Annotated in this window: 13 protein-coding genes; all 13 read right to left on the bottom strand. The window is 53.6% G+C overall.

Annotated features, from left to right (window positions below; genetic code table 11):
- Positions 1 to 23 precede the first annotated feature (23 nt).
- Complete coding sequence (locus Q2J34_RS00200; protein WP_300968955.1) at positions 24 to 2,069, bottom strand: UDP-N-acetylglucosamine 4,6-dehydratase family protein; 2,046 nt, start codon at positions 2,067 to 2,069, stop codon at positions 24 to 26.
- 93 nt (positions 2,070 to 2,162) lie between these two features.
- Positions 2,163 to 2,909 carry a tyrosine-protein phosphatase gene (locus Q2J34_RS00195; RefSeq protein WP_300968954.1) on the bottom strand — a complete coding sequence of 249 codons (747 nt, stop codon included), beginning with the start codon at positions 2,907 to 2,909 and terminating at the stop codon, positions 2,163 to 2,165.
- 35 nt (positions 2,910 to 2,944) lie between these two features.
- On the bottom strand, positions 2,945 to 5,428 hold the full coding sequence (locus Q2J34_RS00190; protein ID WP_300968953.1) for a polysaccharide biosynthesis tyrosine autokinase: 2,484 nt from the start codon (positions 5,426 to 5,428) through the stop codon (positions 2,945 to 2,947).
- A gap of 41 nt (positions 5,429 to 5,469) precedes the next feature.
- The gene (locus Q2J34_RS00185; RefSeq protein WP_298888979.1) at positions 5,470 to 6,282 is read right to left on the bottom strand and encodes a polysaccharide biosynthesis/export family protein; all 813 of its coding nucleotides are present in this window, start codon (positions 6,280 to 6,282) and stop codon (positions 5,470 to 5,472) included.
- Positions 6,283 to 6,469: 187 nt separating this feature from the next.
- Positions 6,470 to 7,579 carry a polysaccharide pyruvyl transferase family protein gene (locus Q2J34_RS00180; RefSeq protein ID WP_300968952.1) on the bottom strand — a complete coding sequence of 370 codons (1,110 nt, stop codon included), beginning with the start codon at positions 7,577 to 7,579 and terminating at the stop codon, positions 6,470 to 6,472.
- 14 nt (positions 7,580 to 7,593) lie between these two features.
- Positions 7,594 to 9,174 carry a lipopolysaccharide biosynthesis protein gene (locus Q2J34_RS00175; RefSeq protein WP_300968951.1) on the bottom strand — a complete coding sequence of 527 codons (1,581 nt, stop codon included), beginning with the start codon at positions 9,172 to 9,174 and terminating at the stop codon, positions 7,594 to 7,596.
- A 913-nt stretch (positions 9,175 to 10,087) separates the two neighbouring features.
- Entirely contained in the window at positions 10,088 to 10,999 is a 912-nt protein-coding gene (locus Q2J34_RS00170; protein ID WP_298888985.1) for a DMT family transporter, read from the bottom strand.
- Between the two features lie 19 nt (positions 11,000 to 11,018).
- Positions 11,019 to 12,407 carry a Fe-S cluster assembly protein SufD gene (gene sufD, locus Q2J34_RS00165; RefSeq protein ID WP_298888987.1) on the bottom strand — a complete coding sequence of 463 codons (1,389 nt, stop codon included), beginning with the start codon at positions 12,405 to 12,407 and terminating at the stop codon, positions 11,019 to 11,021.
- A complete protein-coding gene (gene sufC, locus Q2J34_RS00160) occupies positions 12,404 to 13,168 on the bottom strand; it encodes a Fe-S cluster assembly ATPase SufC (RefSeq protein ID WP_027451393.1) in 765 nt (254 codons plus the stop codon). Before sufC ends, sufD begins: the two co-directional genes overlap by 4 nt.
- Before the next feature lie 56 nt (positions 13,169 to 13,224).
- Complete coding sequence (gene sufB, locus Q2J34_RS00155; RefSeq protein WP_298889028.1) at positions 13,225 to 14,679, bottom strand: Fe-S cluster assembly protein SufB; 1,455 nt, start codon at positions 14,677 to 14,679, stop codon at positions 13,225 to 13,227.
- Between the two features lie 46 nt (positions 14,680 to 14,725).
- Positions 14,726 to 15,304 (bottom strand): CvpA family protein, encoded by a 579-nt coding sequence (locus Q2J34_RS00150; RefSeq protein ID WP_298631151.1) that lies wholly within the window; start codon positions 15,302 to 15,304, stop codon positions 14,726 to 14,728.
- 12 nt (positions 15,305 to 15,316) lie between these two features.
- Positions 15,317 to 16,303: a polyprenyl synthetase family protein gene (locus Q2J34_RS00145; protein WP_298888990.1), complete on the bottom strand. Its 987-nt coding sequence runs from the start codon at positions 16,301 to 16,303 to the stop codon at positions 15,317 to 15,319.
- Positions 16,304 to 16,314: 11 nt separating this feature from the next.
- Positions 16,315 to 18,258, bottom strand: a complete 1,944-nt coding sequence (locus tag Q2J34_RS00140) for an NAD(+) synthase (protein WP_300968950.1) — start codon at positions 18,256 to 18,258, stop codon at positions 16,315 to 16,317.
- Positions 18,259 to 18,294 lie beyond the last annotated feature (36 nt).

Raw genomic sequence — 18,294 nt, 5'->3', positions numbered from 1 at the left:
GGCTGTCCGCGTGGCGGTCTGTACTACATTATCTTATGTTGCGACTGATCTGCGGCGACCTTGCTTAGCTCCTCCTCGAGATCGAAGGGGATATGCTCGCCACGCTCGAAGGAGGCAAAAAGCTCGCTATTGAGACTCTTATACTCTGGGATTGCCTGCTTGAGCAGGTAGACGACACCATCTACATCTCCTTGACGTGCCAACTGCCGGAAGAGCAACACCATCAGGTGGATGCGCTCGAACGACTCCTCACGGGTCTGTACGATGTGAATCTTATTGTGTGCCGTGGGGAGGTCTTTCTCCTTGTCGTGGATAGTCTCCTCGTAGAGCTTCTCACCAGGTCGTAGCCCCGTGTAGACGATCTTGATGTCTTTGTCTGGTTCGTAGCCTGCTAGGCGTATCATGCGCTTAGCGAGATCGGCGATCTTGACTAGATCACCCATATCAAAGACGAAGACCTCGCCTCCATGTGAGAGCATACTAGCCTCTAGGACTAGCTGGCTAGCCTCGGGGATGGTCATGAAGTAACGCTCGATGCGTGGATCGGTGACCGTGAGAGGACCGCCACGCTGTAGCTGACGCTTGAAGGTGGGGATGACGGAGCCGGCCGAGTTAAGCACATTGCCGAAGCGGGTTGTCGCAAAGCGTGTCGGCACAGTCGCTTGGACCTCTCCTCGTTTGATCGCTAGGTCTAAGCTCTGGACGATCATCTCACAGAAGCGCTTGGTAGCTCCCATGACGCTACTCGGATTGACCGCTTTGTCTGTCGATAGCATGACCATCTGATCGACGCCATACTCGAGACATTTGCTCGCTATGTTGAAGGTGCCGACGATATTGGTAGAGACAGCTTCACAAGGGTTTTCCTCCATGAGCGGTACGTGCTTGTAGGCAGCTGCGTGAAAGACTTTGTCGGGGTGGAACCGCCGCATGACAAAGTCTAGTCGCTGAGGGTTGCGTATGTCTCCCATGACATAGGCGAAGTGTCCGTCAGGATAGCATCTCTGTAGCTCTAGGCGCAATTCGTGCATCGGAGTCTCTGCGATGTCAAAGAGCACGATGAGCTGAGGCTCTAGGCGGGCGAGCTGACGGACTATCTCACTACCGATAGAGCCTGTGGCTCCCGTGACGAGAATCGTCTTGTCGTGTAGTGCCTCCGAGATAGGCTTCATGTTGAGGAAGATGGCCTCACGACCCAGTATGTCTTCGATCTGTATCTCCTCGATGGGGGGACGGCTATCTACGTTGAGTATGCGTCGTGGCTCCTGATCGACGAGGAGGCGTATCTTGCGGTCTATGCAGATCGATGCAAAGGGGGCATTCTCGTGCAGCACATCGTAACCAGAGAAGAGGAGGACGGAAACGTGATGCTTGTCTAGTAGTGCGGAGAAGCTGGTGGTGTCTGGTGTATAGAAGATGGGTTTGCCACCGACGGTCATGCTTTGAGTAGGCTGCTCTGTCTCGACGAACCCTATGACATAGAGCCCCTTGTCCTGATAAGAGTTGGCGAGTTTGTCAGCAAGCTGTGAGGATCTATTGTTGACGCCAAAGATGAGTGCAGGGGTGCGACTTATCGTCGTGGGAGCTCCATTGACAAAGCTCCAGATAAACTGCACGACGATCCTGAAGCCCGTCAAGAAGAAAAGCGTGAAGAACGTGTCTAATGCGAAGTGTAGCACGCCAAAGAACCATCCCCTAGACAGAATGCCCAAGGTCAGCCCCAGTACGAATGCTTTGCTCAGTGATAACCACAGGTAGTTAAAGCCATTAGAGAAGGTCCGAATGCGGATTATCCCCTTGTAAACGGGAAAGATGAGCAGTACAATCAGCGAAACCACTCCCGAAAGCCCCAAAAAAGAAAGGGTAGGGTGTGTCAGTCCTGTGTACTCTATGATAGTCTCATGGAAGTAAATCCCAGTGAGCGTAAGAAGCGTGTAGCTAGCTATAAAGACAGCAGACAGCGAGGCTATGATGCTCAAGAGTAAGTCAATGAGCGCAATAATGCGGTAGTTGACATATCGACTACCTAAGCATTTGCGTAGGAACTCTTTTGTTTTTACTGTAACCATGCTTCGATTAGTTTTGCGGGGGGGCTGGCAGACGTTCATAAGCTGGCGGTTTATTCTCTCTAACTTTACTACATGAGATGCTCTAGATGTGCATTATTCGTGTGGAGACACGAGTGTTTGGTTATTGCTCATGAGAACGCGTATAGACTCTTCGTAGCGAGCGTAAGTCTTGGCAGATGCGATCGTCTTACGGAAGCGTTCTATGCGATGGGTGTCTGTGCCTACAAAGCTATAGAGACCTCGCTCGAGGAGCTGCTGTGCGCGCTTCTCAACACGCTCTCCATACATGCCTGTGAGGCTGAAGAGGTTGAGCTGGAAGGCGCACCCTGCACCTCGTAGGCGACTATACTCCTCATTGTCCATATAGAGGTATCGCTCAGGATGAGCCAACATCGGGATGGCACCTGCCGATAGGACACTCTGGATGAGCCGGTAAAGGTCTAGGGGAGCACCTACGAACGAGGTCTCCACGAGGAGGTACTTGCTGTCGCCTAGTGTGAGCAGAGGCTTGGCGAGGTGCGCCTCAAAGCCTTCGTCTAGCATGTGCTCAGCTCCGAGCGTGAGCGGCATATCTAGATCTGACAGGTCAGGGAGCAGTCGCTCTAGCTCTTGCCTTAGGGTGTCGCTGTCGTTGTGCGGATAGCGCCTATAGATGTGTGGCGTGGTGATGATGCGCTGGATGCCGACCGAGCGCATTGCCTCGATGAGCTGGCGGGTCTCGTCTAGCGAGCGGCTGCCGTCATCGACCGCAGGGACGAGGTGACAGTGTATGTCTGTCATCCCCTCGAGCCAGCCAGCAGCGACGATGTCTACCTTCTTATGCCTTGTCAGCCACCACATAGTGTCTAGAGATCTACCGTAGCAATGGATTCGTTTTAATCCTCCTTTTCATTACCGTAGCTTCCGTAGCTTCCATAGCTTCCGTAACTATAGCCATAGGAGGAGGCTCCTACACCAGCGTCGTTAAGCACAATGCTGAGTCCCTTGAGTCGCTTCTCACGATAGAGCTTCTCCAACTCAGGCAGGAGACGACGTGGTAAGTGATTCTCACGAACGACCATGATGGTGATGTCCGTCAGATGACTGATGACACGGGTGTCAGCGAGGTTGAGGACAGGGATCGTGTCTAGTACGACATAGTCAAAGGTCTCATCGGAATAACGCAGTAGCTCCTCAAACCGTGGCGACATGAGTAGCTCTGTAGGATTGGGCGGTATGGGACCACTAGGTACGACACAGAGCAAGTCAGACACAGAGGTCGGAGAGATGATCTGCTCTGGGCTTATCTTGCTGTCGGAGAGGAAAGATGTGAGTCCTAACTGTCCAGCTTGGTGCATGCCGATGGCCTTCGAGAGCGTATTCTTACGAATGTCACAGTCTATCAGCAATACACGGTTGCCAGCTTGTGCTAAGCTCAGTGCAAGGTTGGACGAAGTAAAGGTCTTGCCCGAGCCTGGTATAGCAGAGGTGACTAGGATGCGCTTGTTAGGTGCATCGTGGTCGGGTGTGAGGAAAGAGATATTGGAGCGTACGACGGTGAAAGCCTCGGAGACGAGACTACGTCTGTGATGCCCGACGATGAACATACGAGCTGCTTGGTCTATGATCTCGTTTCGCTCCTTACTGCTTAGTCCTACAAGTTTATCTTTGATCTGCTCCTCTATCTGCTTGATATGCTTCTTGGATGCCTTGTAGTGAGGTATCTCGCCTAGCACGGGGATGGTGGTGTAGAGCTCTATGTCTGCCTTACCTCGTATCCTATTATTGGCGATGCCTCGTATATATAGTACGGCAGCTGGGATCAGTAGACCGAGCAGACCAGCAGCGAGCATGATGATCGGTACACGAGGACTGACTGGCTCGGCAGGACCTGTGGGAGCCTGGATGAGACGAGCGTTAGACTCGGCAGCTTCGATAGAGAGTGCGTTTTGCTCCCGTACGTTGAGGAGGAAGAGGTAGAGCTCCTCCTTGATCTTCTGCTGTCGGTAGATGCTCCCCACGATGCGCTCCTGCATAGGCACAGAGGTGATACGCCCCTTGTAGCTAGACTGCTCGGAGAGAATGCCTTGACGCTCCACCTCGAGTGTCGATATGAGGTTGTCTATGGATGTGATGATAGAGAGTCTCTGAGCTGCGAGCTGGGTGTTGAGCTCCTGAACGAGCGGGTTCTGGCTACTAGAGTTAGTTTGTAGCTGGTCACGCTTGAGCAGTAGTTCGTTGTACTTAGCGATAGCCGCTTCGATAGCCGGAGAGGCAATACCCACATTGGCTGGAATGAGAGACTCCATCTGATTCTTGTCCTTAAGGTGCCCTCGGACAAACTGAGCGATGGAGATACTATTGTTTAGCTCGACAAGCCGCGTCTTGACTTCCGAGCTGCCCTTGATGTACTCTTGCGCTTCGGCCTGTATGTCGGCGATCTGCTGCGACTGCTTGAAGCCTTCGATCTCCGCATCGACTTGCCCCAGTTCGGAGCTAATGATAGCTAGGCGATCATCGACAAAGCGCTGCGTACTCTCGGCTATCTTGACCTTGTCCGAGCGCTCTAGCTCTGTGTAGACGAGGATGAGTGTGGAGAGAAAGTCCTCAGCCAGCTGTGGATTGCCCGACTGTATGGTGAGCTTGATGACGGAGGCGTCCTTCTGCTGGAGAGATACTTGGAGCGCCTTCATATAGCTACGCACGACCGCATTGAAGTTGTCTTTTTGCACCTTCACTACTTCGTAGTTTGAGAAGTTGCTGTAGTATGGTGTGCTCTCTACGACTATCTTGCCAACGGGCGTAGCGATGGTATCGCCTAGCATTGCGACGATAGGCTCTTGCACCTTGCCGGTCAGTGAACTTTTGATGTCGTAGAGGATCACTTGGTTGTCTGCATCATCTTTGTCCAGCTTGACACGGAGGCTGACCTTTTCGTCTGGATCAGCATCGACAAAGCGAATGTATACGGGCGACTGCTTGTAGAGGTCTCTCTCTCGTAGCCCTGCATCGTAATGGTACTGCACATCTAGTCCGAGGCGACGTACGGTCTCGCTGACGACACGCTCGGTGCCTAAGATAATGATCTGATTAGAGACATCATCGCTGTAGGAGTGCTTGTCTCCCGTAAACTGCGCTAGCTGCGCTATGGCAGAGTTGATCGAGGTCTCACTCTTGATCAAGAGACTCGCAGAGCGACTGTATTGATGGGATGAGGACTTGATATAGAGAAATCCTAGTGCCAGGCAAACGAGGAATGATAACAGTATGAAGAGCCAGTTGCCCTGAAGGATCACCAGAATATCTCGTAGGGAGAATGTGCTGACCTCCTCAGAGGAGTGTATAGGCTCCTGCTGGTTAGAAGTTGTGGGGTATTCCATGCTAATAAACCGTGCTGAGTAGTAGTTAGAGCCAGAGGTGCTTATCTCTTCTGGCTAGCTATAATCGTGAAGACGAAGGTGGTCAGAGAGGTCGCTGTACTGACCACGCTGAGCCAAGTCCCCACGTTATTGTTAGGATTGATACTAGCTGTTTGTGCTTTGGCATCGTTTGGCTCCACATATACGATGTCTCCCTGACGGAGGAAGTAGCATGGAGACTCAAATATCTTGTTGCTGCGCAAGTCGTGAGCTACGATGTATCGCTCTCCGTCTATCTCTCGTATGACTAGTACGTTGTCTCTGCGCCCCTGTATGGTTAGGTCGCCCGCCATAGCGATAGCGTCTAGGAGGGAGACCTGATCACTTACCATAGGGAAGCGACCCGGACGAGCCACCTCGCCCAGTACAGAGATCTGAGCATTGAGCAGAGAGACTGTGACGGTCGCATCGTTGAGGAAGCCTTTGTCGCGGAGTGCTGTGGCGATCTTCGTGTTGAGTTCATTGCGGGTTAGTCCCTCCACATGGACACGTCCTAGTGCTGGAAAAGCAATGTAACCCTCATCGTCCACCATGTAGCCTTGCTGGGTATTAGACGCTGAGATGCCGAACGCATTGTAGTATCCGACCATTGGAAGGTTAAAGGGGTCAGAGAGCTCTCGATTCTTGGAGTTGACCGTGATGCCGAGCATATCGCCCTTGGCAATACGCAAGACGGGTACACTGTACTGGCTCTGAGAGCCTATGGAGGCATCTTGCAGGTAGACGACATCTTTGCGTGACGCGCATGAAGTCGTTATAAGGCAGAGTGCCACTACTAGAAGAGTTCCTATATGGGTTTGAGCTGAAAACTTCATTTTTAAGTAGATGCGTTGTATGATTTGCTTAGGGGGGGGATTCCAAAAGAGACAGGGCAAAGCTCTTTTCTCTCACTTCGAAAGCTTTTCCCTTCAGTTGGTTACTATATTATCTATTTTAGCAAGGGCAAAGATACGTATAAATAGTGGTTCAAGAGACTCTTCTCGTGACAAATAAGGCACTCCTTTACTTTAAGGCGGTCTGTAGGAAGTCCGTAGAGTCTGCACGATGTTGCGCCATCGTCTGCGCTATAGCTTTTACATCGTAGAGCTGAGGCGAGCTGACTAGTTCGTACGCTCCCTCCTGATGGCTCTCCAAGCCGAAAACCTTGATAAGCGAGTCAAAGCGACTGCAGCCGCCACGGTTATTGACGATAGCGACAAAAGGCTTGCCAAAGATGAGCGAGAAGGCCACCCCATGAAAGGAGTCTGTCACCACACACCGAGCGTTGAGGATCCCCTCGAGCCAGGCCTCTACGGGAGGTAAGATGCACGCCTCTAGACTCCCGCCTCGTGCGCTCCAGTGCCGCCACGGCGAGAAGAGGCGGTAGGTGGTATGCTGCGCCTCTGCTACCTGCTGGGCAAGCGCCTCCTTGTGAGGTGTGTCGGTAAGCATATAGGCAAAGACCTCGCTCGAAGGCTCCACCCGCAATCCTAATAGGTCGATATACTCATCCCTCGTGAGGAGCATCGTCGGGTCTAGCACCCACTGCGCTGAAGCACCAAACCGCTGCTCCAAAATCGGCACAGCAGAGTGCTCACGCACGGAGATCGCCACAAAGTGGCTCAAGAGATCGCTGTAAAGAGCCGTTCGCTCGGGAGCAATGTCGATCGGATCCACGCCAAAGGAGGCGGCGTAGGCGATCCGTCGCACATCGTCTGTCTCGGGAATGAAGCGAAAGAAGTAGTCGTCGAGCATCGGAACGAACTCCTGTCGCCACACCTGATCACTCCCCACGATATAAGCATGGGCGGGCTGCTGGCGGTAGTACTCCCGTAGCTCTGTGTCACTGCGGAGTGGTGGCGAGAGCGTGATGTGCTGCTCTACGAAGCGTGCTGTGTGCTGCAGTACAGTACGCTCCGATCGCTTAGACTGGTCGTAGGGTATATGCGTTAGTGCTAGGAGTCGTGACTTAGCCCATCGCCTTAGCGGAGAGCGTCGGTCGAAGGGGATGTCTAGCGTTACAGGCTCATAACCCATCTTACGCAAGGCCTGTTGCAACGCATACGCCTGCATGATACCGCCATAGTTGGCCCCTAGGGGGTGCGTCAGTATATGGATCCGTTTTGTCGTCATTTTGCTTAGTCTAGTCAGTCGTTTGGGGCCTGTCGCCTTTTGGAGAGATGCAGATAGCCCTTGACGAGTTGTCTCTCTTCGGCTGTCAGCGAGAGTGTTAGGATCACCACGACACACAGCCCGCCGAGTAAGATCGAGGCTACCAAGAGTCCCCAGATAGAGCCAACGTATGGGAGTAGGCGCCGATAGAGGTAAGCACCTAGTAGCATGACGATGGTCGGTGGTAAGATGGGTAGCACCACACGCTTGAGGTAGTAGCCGACGCCTAGCGCGTGATACTTATAGGAGAGTGCCAGTCGCACCGCCAGGCACGATATAGAGACTACTATATTAATGTATACCGAGTACTCAGGAGGGGCACCCAGCCAAAAGGCGAGCATAGAGAGCGGTAGGATCATGATGATCATCCCCCCGACCAACACTTGGTAAGTGCGCACACGTCCTGTCGCTTGGATGCCTGTCATCAGCGCTCCCGAGAGGCTCTCTATGAGCATTACGATGAGCGTCAGCTGGAGCAGTAGCGAAGCATACTCAGGCGGCTTGACCAACCATAAGCGCAGCAGTAAATCGAGGTCTAGCGCAAAGGGTATTACCACGCAAAGCATCAGCAGGTAGGAAATCTTAGCACTGGCGCAAATGAGCTTGTGGAGGTAGCCATACTCGGCAGCCGCGTACGACTTGATGATCTGCGGATTAGCCGCCATCTGGTAGTTATTAGAAAAGCTAATCAGCGCACTGCGTACCGAGTTGACAATGCCAAAAGCAGCGTTCAGCAGTGGTCCGAAGAAGTAGTTGTAGACGATGTTGATACCCTGCGTCTGCGCCACAGCAGCTAGATTGCCAAAGAGATTCCACCCCGAGTAGGCAAGTATCTCGCGATAGGCAGACCGGTCTCGTACCCAGCGGAAGTGTACCTGACGAAAGAGTCGTCTCGTGCTCCCCACATAGCAGAGTGCCATCACGCCGCTGACGGCAAGAAGTAGGATCGGGTAGAGGAGGAGTTGGTCGCCAGCATAGCTCTTGAGGAGCAGCACGGCACCAAGCCGCAGAGCGATGTCTACGATGCTGAGCAGAGCAAAGAGATTCATCCGCTCGTGTGAGACGATGAGGCTTTGGAACGGAGTGAGCAGCATATTGACCACAAAGGTCCCCAAGGATATAAAATAGATCCACAGTGCCACCGTCATACGTTCGGGCGGTGCCACGAGGTTGTTGGGTACGTACCATAGACCGAAGGGGATGGCGATAGCGCATACGAGCAAGACCAACAGTAACTGGACCACGATCGAGACACTGTAGATGCGCCCTACGCCTGGGTAGTTGCTTCGACCCAGCTCGTAGGAGTAGAAGCGCTGTGTCGCGGAGACCATCGCTCCATTGATAAAGCCAAAGGCCGTCACCAAGCTCCCCACCACCTGGTAGATGCCGAAGTCCTCCACGCCGAGTGCAGCCAGGAGTACACGGGAGATGTAGAGGGAGAGAAGGGTGACCACCGCCATGCGCACAAAGAGAAAGAGCGTATTGCGAGCGATACGCTGTGAGCGAGACGACGGCATGTGCCCATCGGTAGTCTTGTCGTGTAGATCTTGTGCCATAGGATCTGCTGAGCAGTAGAGTGCGACTCATCAGTGACAGCCACACCGATACAAAGGTAATGAAATCACACGATCAGCCACTGCCCCTCCACTTCTCCTTCAGGGCTGACGCATTATATACGATGAGTTCATCTACCGCTATATGCCTCGCTTGTCGTTCATGTGTAGCTCCTGACGGAGCGATTATGAGGCGTCGACACGGGCTGGGCAAATTTGACGTCGGTTGGTTACGATAATTTAGAGCTGGCTACATATAGAAACGACACTGTGTCGAGGAAAACTGATTTCCACGTGGGGATTTTGAAATACCCACGTGGAAAAGGAAAATTCTTCACGTGGGCGCGAAATAAAACTTCGGAAGAATCAAATGAAACTTCGGAGGAATCAAATGAAACTTCGGAGGAATTTTTTGACGCCCACGTGGAAAATAAAAAATGTCCACGTGGATATTCAAGAAAGGATGGGATCGGACGAATCTCCCCGTAAAGATATGTAAATAGAGATTAGAGGTTAGAAGTTAGAGATTAGAGATCGAAGAGATTAGATGGCAGAGGTGACACATTATATATGGTAACCTCATCTATCCTCTCGCTTGTCGCTAATGAGTTTCGTCTGAAAAGGCGATTATAATGCGTCAGCCCTGCCAACTGAGACTATAAATATTGCTGTCCGAAAGTTTTTTGAGGGGAAATCGAGTAAGTTGCCCTGCAGAAGTAAGCTAACTGTTTGTTCGTCAGCGTGAAACTAAAGTTTTATAGGTGAGAAACTAGAGTTTCATACGAAGGAAACTGTAGATTGGTCGAAATCGAGTAATCGGACAGCAATAAAAACAGAATCGCCACATAGGAATTTGGATTTCCTACGTGGCGGTTATATCGGATCGCGTGTTTTCTTGCGAGAGCCTCGAAGGGGGCTACTCGTTGCTGAGCTGCTCGCGGAGGAGTTGCTGGCGGCTTTTGCTGCGGGTTACCATAAAGACCCCGAGCAGGATGAGGATAGCGGAGGCTACTTTGGTGAGTGTGAGTTGGTCTTGACCCATCATGACGGCCAGCATCGAGGCGATGACGGGGATGCCGTAGTTGTAGATGCTGACGACGGTAGGGCGCAAGCCTCGCTGTGCGAAGAGCAGTAAAAGGTAGGCGACAAAGGTGGCGCCCACGACGACGAAGGCTAGCTGCCCGTAGAAGGTCGCATCGAAGGTGCTCCACTCGGTGCGTATCATGTCACGTACGCCCATCGGAGCGGATCCGAGGAGGGAGATGACAAAGAGCCACTTCATCAAGGTAACCGGGTGGTACTTTTGTATGAGTGTCTTGAAGGAAGTTAGGTAGATGGCGTAGGAGACGGTTGCTGTGGCGCAGATCAAGTCGCCTAGCGTAGAGCCTACGGTGGAGGAGCCGTTGGTAGATATGAGGAGCAGGGCTCCTGAGGCCCCGATGAGTACGCCGATCCCCTTGAGCCGTGTGATCGGTTCCTTGAGTACGACAGCTGCGAGGAGCATGGTGACGATGGGCCCTAATGTGGCAACGAGTGACTGATTGACAGGCGAGGTCATTGACATGCCTATGGCAAAGAGCCCTTGGTTGAAGAAGATACCGGTCAGCGAGGCTAAGGTCATTTTACCCCAATCCTTGCGATCGATGCGCTCTCGTGGCGCCCAGATCGAAGCGATCCAAAAGAGTATCGTGGCACCTAGGAAGCGACAGAACATGTGTGTATATGGAGTGAGCCCCCCACCAAGGAGTGCCTTGGTGAAGGGCCCATTTATTCCAAAGATAATGGTGACGCAAAGCATCACGAGGTGTAGTCTCCAGCGAGATCTCATTACGATAGTATAGCGCGTGTTAGAAGATCAGCTTGCCACACTGGCTGCAGTGTGTCGGCTCTTTGCCGAGGAGACGATTGCGTACGATGCTCTCGACGCGGTCCTGTAAATCCTCTAGGGGCATGAGGTCTATGACATCTCTGACGAAAGCAACGCTCAGCATGACCCGTGCCTCATGCTCGGGGATGCCTCGCTGCATCATGTAAAAGAGTGCCTGCTCGTCGAGGTGTCCCGTAGCCATACCGTGCGAACACTGGACGTCGTCGGCATAGATCTCTAGCTGAGGCTTGCTGTACATGCGAGCCCCGGGCGAGAGGAGCATGTTGCGGTTGCTCTGGTAAGCTTCGGTCTGCTGTGCCGACTGCGCCACGAAGATGCGCCCTGAGAAGGCTCCCGTGGATTGCTCCTCGAGGAGGTTCTTAAAGAGCTGCGTGCTATGACACTTGGGCTTGATATGTTCGACACGTGTGAATGTGTCGACATGCTGTGTGCCATTGGTCACAGCGACTCCGCCTAGTATCTGCTCGGCATGCTCCCCGAGGAAGCGTGTCCGGAAGCTATTGCGCGTTACACCATTATTGAGCGTATAGGCGGCGAGGGTCACTTGGCTCTCTGCTCCCTGGCGCAGGAAGTAGGCGCAGGTGCGGTGCGTCTGGTGGCTATTCTCCTCCATGTCGAAGAGCTTGAGCTGAGCGCCATCACCGACGAAGATCTCAGCCACTTGGTTGACGAGGAAGTTAGTACGATCTATCGTGTGGTCGCAGACAAGGACAGATGCTTTGGCACGCTCCTCGATGATGATGAGCCAGCGACGAATGCAGAGGAGTGGCTCCTGGGCGTGGAGTAGCTGGACGAGCTGCACGGGCTGCTCGAGCTGCATGCCGTCGGGTACGTAGAGGACGAAGGCGTCCTGCACGAAGAGCGTGTTGAGTGCGATGGTGCCGTCGGTGTCTACCTCGGCTATCTGCCCGTAGTAACGCTCCGCTAGGTCGGGGTGCTCCTTGACGAACTCCTTGATAGAGCCGACGAAGATCCCTTCGGGGAGCTTGCGCTTTTGGTTGGCGTAGTGGGTGTAGAGGTAGTTGCTGTTGAGTGCACTCGCCTTGATGGTGAGCTCATTGACCGAAAGGTCACAGCTATACTGCGGGAGCTGCTTATGCCCTGCGGGAGCTAGGTCTAGCTCCTGAAGGTTGATCCCGTAGTCGGGAGCATAGAGTGCCTCGACATCCGTGCGCTGCCAATCCTCCATGCCGAGCTGGGGTAGGGCGTACTCGCTCAGAGCCTCCTGAGCGGTGGCACGCTGCGCTTGTAGCACAGGAAGGCTGTGCTGCGCAATGTATGCCTGCTGAGACTGATAAAGGTCTAGATACTGCAGGTGTGCGGTGGGTGGTTGCTTACGTGGACTCATTGCTTCTCCTCTTTAGCTACCTCTTCTTTGATCCAGTCGTACCCCTCGTCCTCTAGTCTGAGGGCTAGCTCAGGTCCGCCCGATGTGACGATCCGACCCTTGTACAGAATGTGGACAAACTGAGGCTTGATGTAGTCTAGCAGTCGCTGGTAGTGGGTGATGACGACGCAAGCACTGTCTGGACGCTGGAGCGTGTTGACTCCGTGTGCGACGGCTCGCAGAGCGTCAATGTCTAGTCCGCTGTCGGTCTCATCGAGTATCGAGAGACGTGGCTCGAGGACTGCCATCTGAAAGATCTCGTTGCGCTTCTTCTCGCCACCAGAGAAGCCCTCATTGACTGAACGCTTGAGGAGACGGTCGTCAAGACCGACCACCTCGCGCTTTTCTTTTAGCATCTTGAGGAACTCGCCGGCGGGCATTGGCTTTTCGCCTTGAGTCTTACGACGCTCGTTGAGTGCTGAGCGCATGAAGTTGACCATGCTCACTCCCGGTATCTCTACGGGGTACTGGAAGCTGAGGAAGAGTCCAGCGTGTGCTCGCTCGACTGCGTCCATGGCCAGCAAGTCCTGACCGAGATAAGTGACTTCGCCAGAGGTTACGGTAAAGGCGGGGTGCCCTACGAGGACAGAGGAGAGGGTACTCTTGCCACTTCCGTTGGGGCCCATGATAGCGTGTGTCTCACCCTCACGGATAGTGAGGTTGATCCCTTTGAGTATTTCTTTGTCGCCTATGTTGGCGTGAAGATTCTTTATGTCGAGTATTACGTTGCTCATAGTAGTGTGTAATCTGTATCTATATAATGTGTAGCGGGGTCGTGCTAGCCGACGCTTCCCTCGAGGGTTACGGAGAGGAGCTTTTGCGCCTCAACGGCAAACTCCATCGGGAGCTTGCTCATCACCTCACGGGCATAGCCGTTGACGATCAGACCGACCGCCTCCTCGGTAGTGATGCCACGCTGGTTGCAGTAGAAGAGCTGATCCTCATTGATCTTAGAGGTGGTCGCCTCATGCTCCACGACGGCAGAGTCATTGCGTATATCTGCGTAAGGATAGGTGTGCGCCCCGCAGTGGTCGCTCAGGAGCAGGCTGTCGCACTGAGAGTGGTTGCGCGCATTCTCTGCAGAGGCAGCGATGGAGACCAATCCACGGTAGCTATTTTGGCTACTACCGGCGGAGATACCCTTGGAGACGATGGTGCTGCGGGTGTTGCGTCCGAGATGAATCATCTTCGTGCCGGTGTCTGCCTGCTGGTAGTTGTTGGTCACAGCGACAGAGTAAAACTCTCCCACCGAGTCGTCACCCCGCAGGATGCAACTGGGATACTTCCAGGTGATAGCCGATCCTGTCTCGACCTGTGTCCAAGATATCTTGCTACGGTCGCCACGGCACAGTCCACGCTTGGTGACGAAGTTGTAGATACCGCCTCGACCGTCCTTGTCGCCTGGGTACCAGTTCTGAACTGTCGAGTACTTAACCTCGGCGTCGGTCTCAGCGATGATCTCGACGATTGCAGCGTGAAGCTGGTTCTCGTCACGCATCGGAGCCGTGCAACCCTCTAGGTAACTCACATAAGCCCCTTCGTCTGCCACGATGAGCGTACGCTCAAACTGTCCCGTATTGGCCGCGTTGATGCGGAAGTAGGTCGACAACTCCATCGGACAGCGCACGCCCTTAGGAATATAGACAAAAGAGCCATCACTGAAGACCGCCGAGTTCAGGGCTGCGAAGTAGTTGTCGTGTGACGAGACCACTTTGCCCAGGTACTTACGCACTAGGTCCGGGTGCTCACGTACCGCTTCATTGAAAGAGCAGAAGATGATACCCAGCTCCTTGAGCTTGGTGCGGAAGGTGGTCTTCACCGAGACACTATCCATGACCGCATCGACCGCCATATTGCCCGAGAGCATAGCTCGCTCGTGGAGCGGTATGCCGAGCTTGTCAAAGGTCTTCTCGATCTCAGGGTCTATGGTGCCGTCTCCGGGAGTCTTGTGACGAGGAGCCGCATAGTATATAATGTCTTGATAGTCTATCTCAGGGATCGAGAGGTGCGCCCAGTCGGGTCGCTCGAGTGTGAGCCAGTGATGGTAAGCCTTGAGACGGAACTCAAGGAGCCATTCGGGCTCTTCTTTCTTCTCCGAGATGAGACGTACCACCTCTTCGTTGAGTCCCTTGGGGATGGTTTCCGTATGGACGTCGGTCACGAAGCCATACTTGTAGTCCCCCTGGGTGATGTCGTCGAGGATATCTTCCCCCGTCGGCGTCACCGCACGCACCTCTGGTTCGGCAGCTGTGGGGATCGTTTGCTTAGGATTATATTCGCTATTCACTTGATTGTTGCTTTAATTGTTTATCCTGCCAAGAGGTCAGGTCGCCCAGCGCAGCCCATGAGATCAAGCCACGTACTGGGTCGTATAGTCTAGACTTGTCACGCTGATCTTGTCGAGGTTCAGCCGGCTCGCCCGCTTCTGTCGTGATGTCGGGCAGCTCTGCTAGCACCCCTCGAGGCAGTATGAAGTCGGTTAGATTAAATATAAGGCTAAAGAATATGATGACGAAGGCTCCCGCAAAGAGCGCTCCCATAAGTTTATTGACAACTGAGAGCGATGAACGCTTAATGGCTCTCATCGTAGGTCGCGCTAGGAAGGCGATGCCCCAGCATGAAAGTGAGAAGGTCGCTACATAAGCACCTATTACCGCCACCCCGTGGGGTAGTCCGAAGGTGCGAGAGATCCATAGTGCTACGGGTACACCTATCCAGCGCACCATCACATAGCCGACAGCGATACCCAGCACGCCAATCAGTGCCGACACGACACCTTGCTTGAATCCCTTGAAGAGTGCCCACGCTGTGCAGCCCAAGAGCATATAGTCAATCCAATTGAGCGTATCTCCTCCCATAGTCCTCGTTCGCTACTTCTGTCTCTCTCCTAGTAATGTGATGAAGCGCTCCAGCGTCTCTCTGGTACTACTTGGCGCGAAGCTCCTGAGCAGGTCGATCGCCTCCTGGTGAATCTGCTGTATCTGCCTCTCTGTGTAGTCGATGCCACCACGCTCGTGAGCTATGCGGAGGAGGTAGTCTATAGAGTCTGCCTCGATAGGTTGTTGTAGATATGAGATGATCTCGTCGCGCTCCGTAGGAGTCGCATGGTTTAGGACATAGAGTAGGGGGAGAGAGACTTTGCCCTCGATCAAATCGTGACCCGTAGGCTTGCCCACATCTTGGAGTTTGTCATAATCAAAGAGATCATCCTGTAGCTGGAAGGCGCGCCCCATCAATTGTCCCAGACGGGCACAGTGCTTCACCTGCTCCTCGGTCGCATCTACGCTCAGAGCTCCCAGCTTGGCACTCGCCTCAAAGAGTGCTCCCGTCTTACGATCCACTACCGCATAGTAGTCCTCCTCGCGATAGGTGTGTGCCTTCGAGAGGGATAGCTGCATCAGCTCTCCGATAGAGAGATTGCGTCCAGCCTGGGCGACGACGCACAGCATCTCAGGGTTGTGCTCCCGAGAGACTATCTCCAGAAAGGCGGTCGAGAGTACATAGTCTCCCATCAGGACGGCCTGATGATTGCTGTAAAGCGCGTTGAGCGTAGGCTGTCCGCGCCGTGTGTCCGACCAGTCGATGACATCGTCGTGAATTAGCGAGGCGGTGTGTAGTAGCTCTATGACCAGTGCTGCCGAGATCGTCTGTGCACTGGTCTGTCCTGCGCATAGCTGAGCGCATAGCCCTACGATGATCGGACGAATATGCTTGCCCGAGGAGTGCTGTAAGTGTTCCAAAGCGTGCGATAGTACAGGCGCATCACTCTGTAGTGACCGCTTGAAAGCCTGCTCGAACTCCTTGAGAAAGTCCGCTATCGGCACCAACAGTTGCGCACGCTCCTCTTGACTCATCATCGCTCTCGTCTCTATACTTCTAGGCTCTCCACCTCCTGGAGCCACATACTGCTCACCGCATCGCTCGGCATGCGCCACTCGCCACGTGAGGAGAGCGAGACGCTCTGCACCTTAGGGCCATCGGGCATCGCATTGCGCTTGAACTGCTGAGAGAAGAATCGCTTGAAGAAGACGCCCATCCAGTGCTTGATCTCTTGGGGTGTGTAAGCTCCCTCGAAAGCAACCTTAGCCAGGTAAAAGATCTTCTTCGGCTCGAAGCCATCAAGTAGGAAGTGATAGATAAAGAAGTCGTGTAGTTCATACGGCCCCACGAGATTCTGCGTCTGCTGCTCACTGCCAGCCTTCGTGTCCTTGATCGGTAGTAGCTCTGGGCTAATCGGCGTAGCGACGATGTCGTGTAGCGTCGTGGCCAGTGGCGTGTCACCAGCCTTGTGCGTAGCATACCACCCGACGATCAGCTGTACGCTCGTCTTCGTGATACCACTATTCACCGCATACATAGACATGTGGTCCCCGTTGAATGTACACCACCCCAAGGCAATCTCAGACAGATCTCCCGTCCCGATGACGGGCGCGTGGTACATATTGGCCAGATCCATCAATATCTGCGTCCGCTCACGTGCCTGAGCATTCTCAAAGGTCGCATCCTCCCGATTACCCTTATAGTCGATGGCCGAGAGATGCTGCTCCGTCGCCTCCTTGATATCGATCTCACGGATTGTCACACCTAGCTCCTGCATCATCGTGTAACCGTTGCGATAGGTGCGCTCAGAGGTGCCAAAGCCGGGCATTGTCACTGCAATGATCTGCTTGCGATCCAAGCCCAAGAGGTCAAAAGCCTCTGCCGTCACCAGTAGAGCTAGTGCCGAGTCTAGTCCGCCCGAGATACCGATCACCGCATGCTCCGCACGCATGTGCTTGAGACGCTGTATGAGGCCACACACCTGTATCTGAAACATCTCGTGACAACGCTCCTCAGGGTTTGCCCCCTCAGGCATAAAGGGATTGCGCTCGATGACGCGATCCATAGGCTGTGACTCCTCCTCAGAGCGTAGCGTGAAGGGGATACTCTCCAGCTCCTCCTCATCGGTAAAGTGATTCACCGCACTCTTGAAGCTACTATTGATCAGTCGCTCGCCGTGGATACGAGACACGTCGATGTCGCTCACGATCATACGCTCCTTGTACTCAAAGCGACGCATCTCCTTAACGATCTTGCCCACCTCAGCGATAAACGCCTTGCCCGTATAGACTAGATCGGTAGAGCTCTCGCCATAGCCACTAGAGGCGTAGACGTATCCACAGATAGACTGCGACGTGGCACCACTGATCAGCGAGCGGAGGTAGTCATGCTTGCCCGCATTCTCATTGCTCGCAGAGAGGTTGAAGATGATATGTGCTCCATAGAGGCTGAGGCGTGTGCCAGGCGTAAAGGGCGTCCACATATCCTCACAGATCTCGATACCGATGCCCACCTGTCCACACTTGAAGATGATGTTGCGCCCGATGGGTACCGTGTGGGGACCCATCTGGACCGTCTTATATTGTAGCGAATCACTGGGAGAGAACCAGCGCTTCTCTTGAAACTCTCGATAGTTTGGTAGATAAGTCTTAGGAATCGCTCCGAGGATCTTACCATGCTGGAAGGCGACCGCTCCATTGAAGAGCTTCTCCTCCACCTTGACCGGCATCCCGACGATGACCATCACGTCAGTCTCGGCCGTCTCCTCGACTAGCTGGCATAGAGCCTTCTGAGCTTGATCTAGGAGGAACGACTGGTGAAAGAGATCCCCACAGGTATACCCCGTGATAGAGAGCTCGGGCGTCGTAAGTATCTCTACGCCCAGCTCCTCCGCTTGGAAGATCATCTCCTTGATGCGGCTTGTATTGTAGTAGCAGTCAGCCACTCTGACGTAGGGCACAGCGGCCGCTACCTTGACATATCCATAGTTCATAGCTTCGACTATAGTCTCTTATAAATCATTACGCCA

Source organism: Porphyromonas vaginalis (assembly GCF_958301595.1).
Lineage (GTDB): Bacteria > Bacteroidota > Bacteroidia > Bacteroidales > Porphyromonadaceae > Porphyromonas > Porphyromonas vaginalis.
This window is presented reverse-complemented; position numbering and strand designations above follow the sequence as displayed.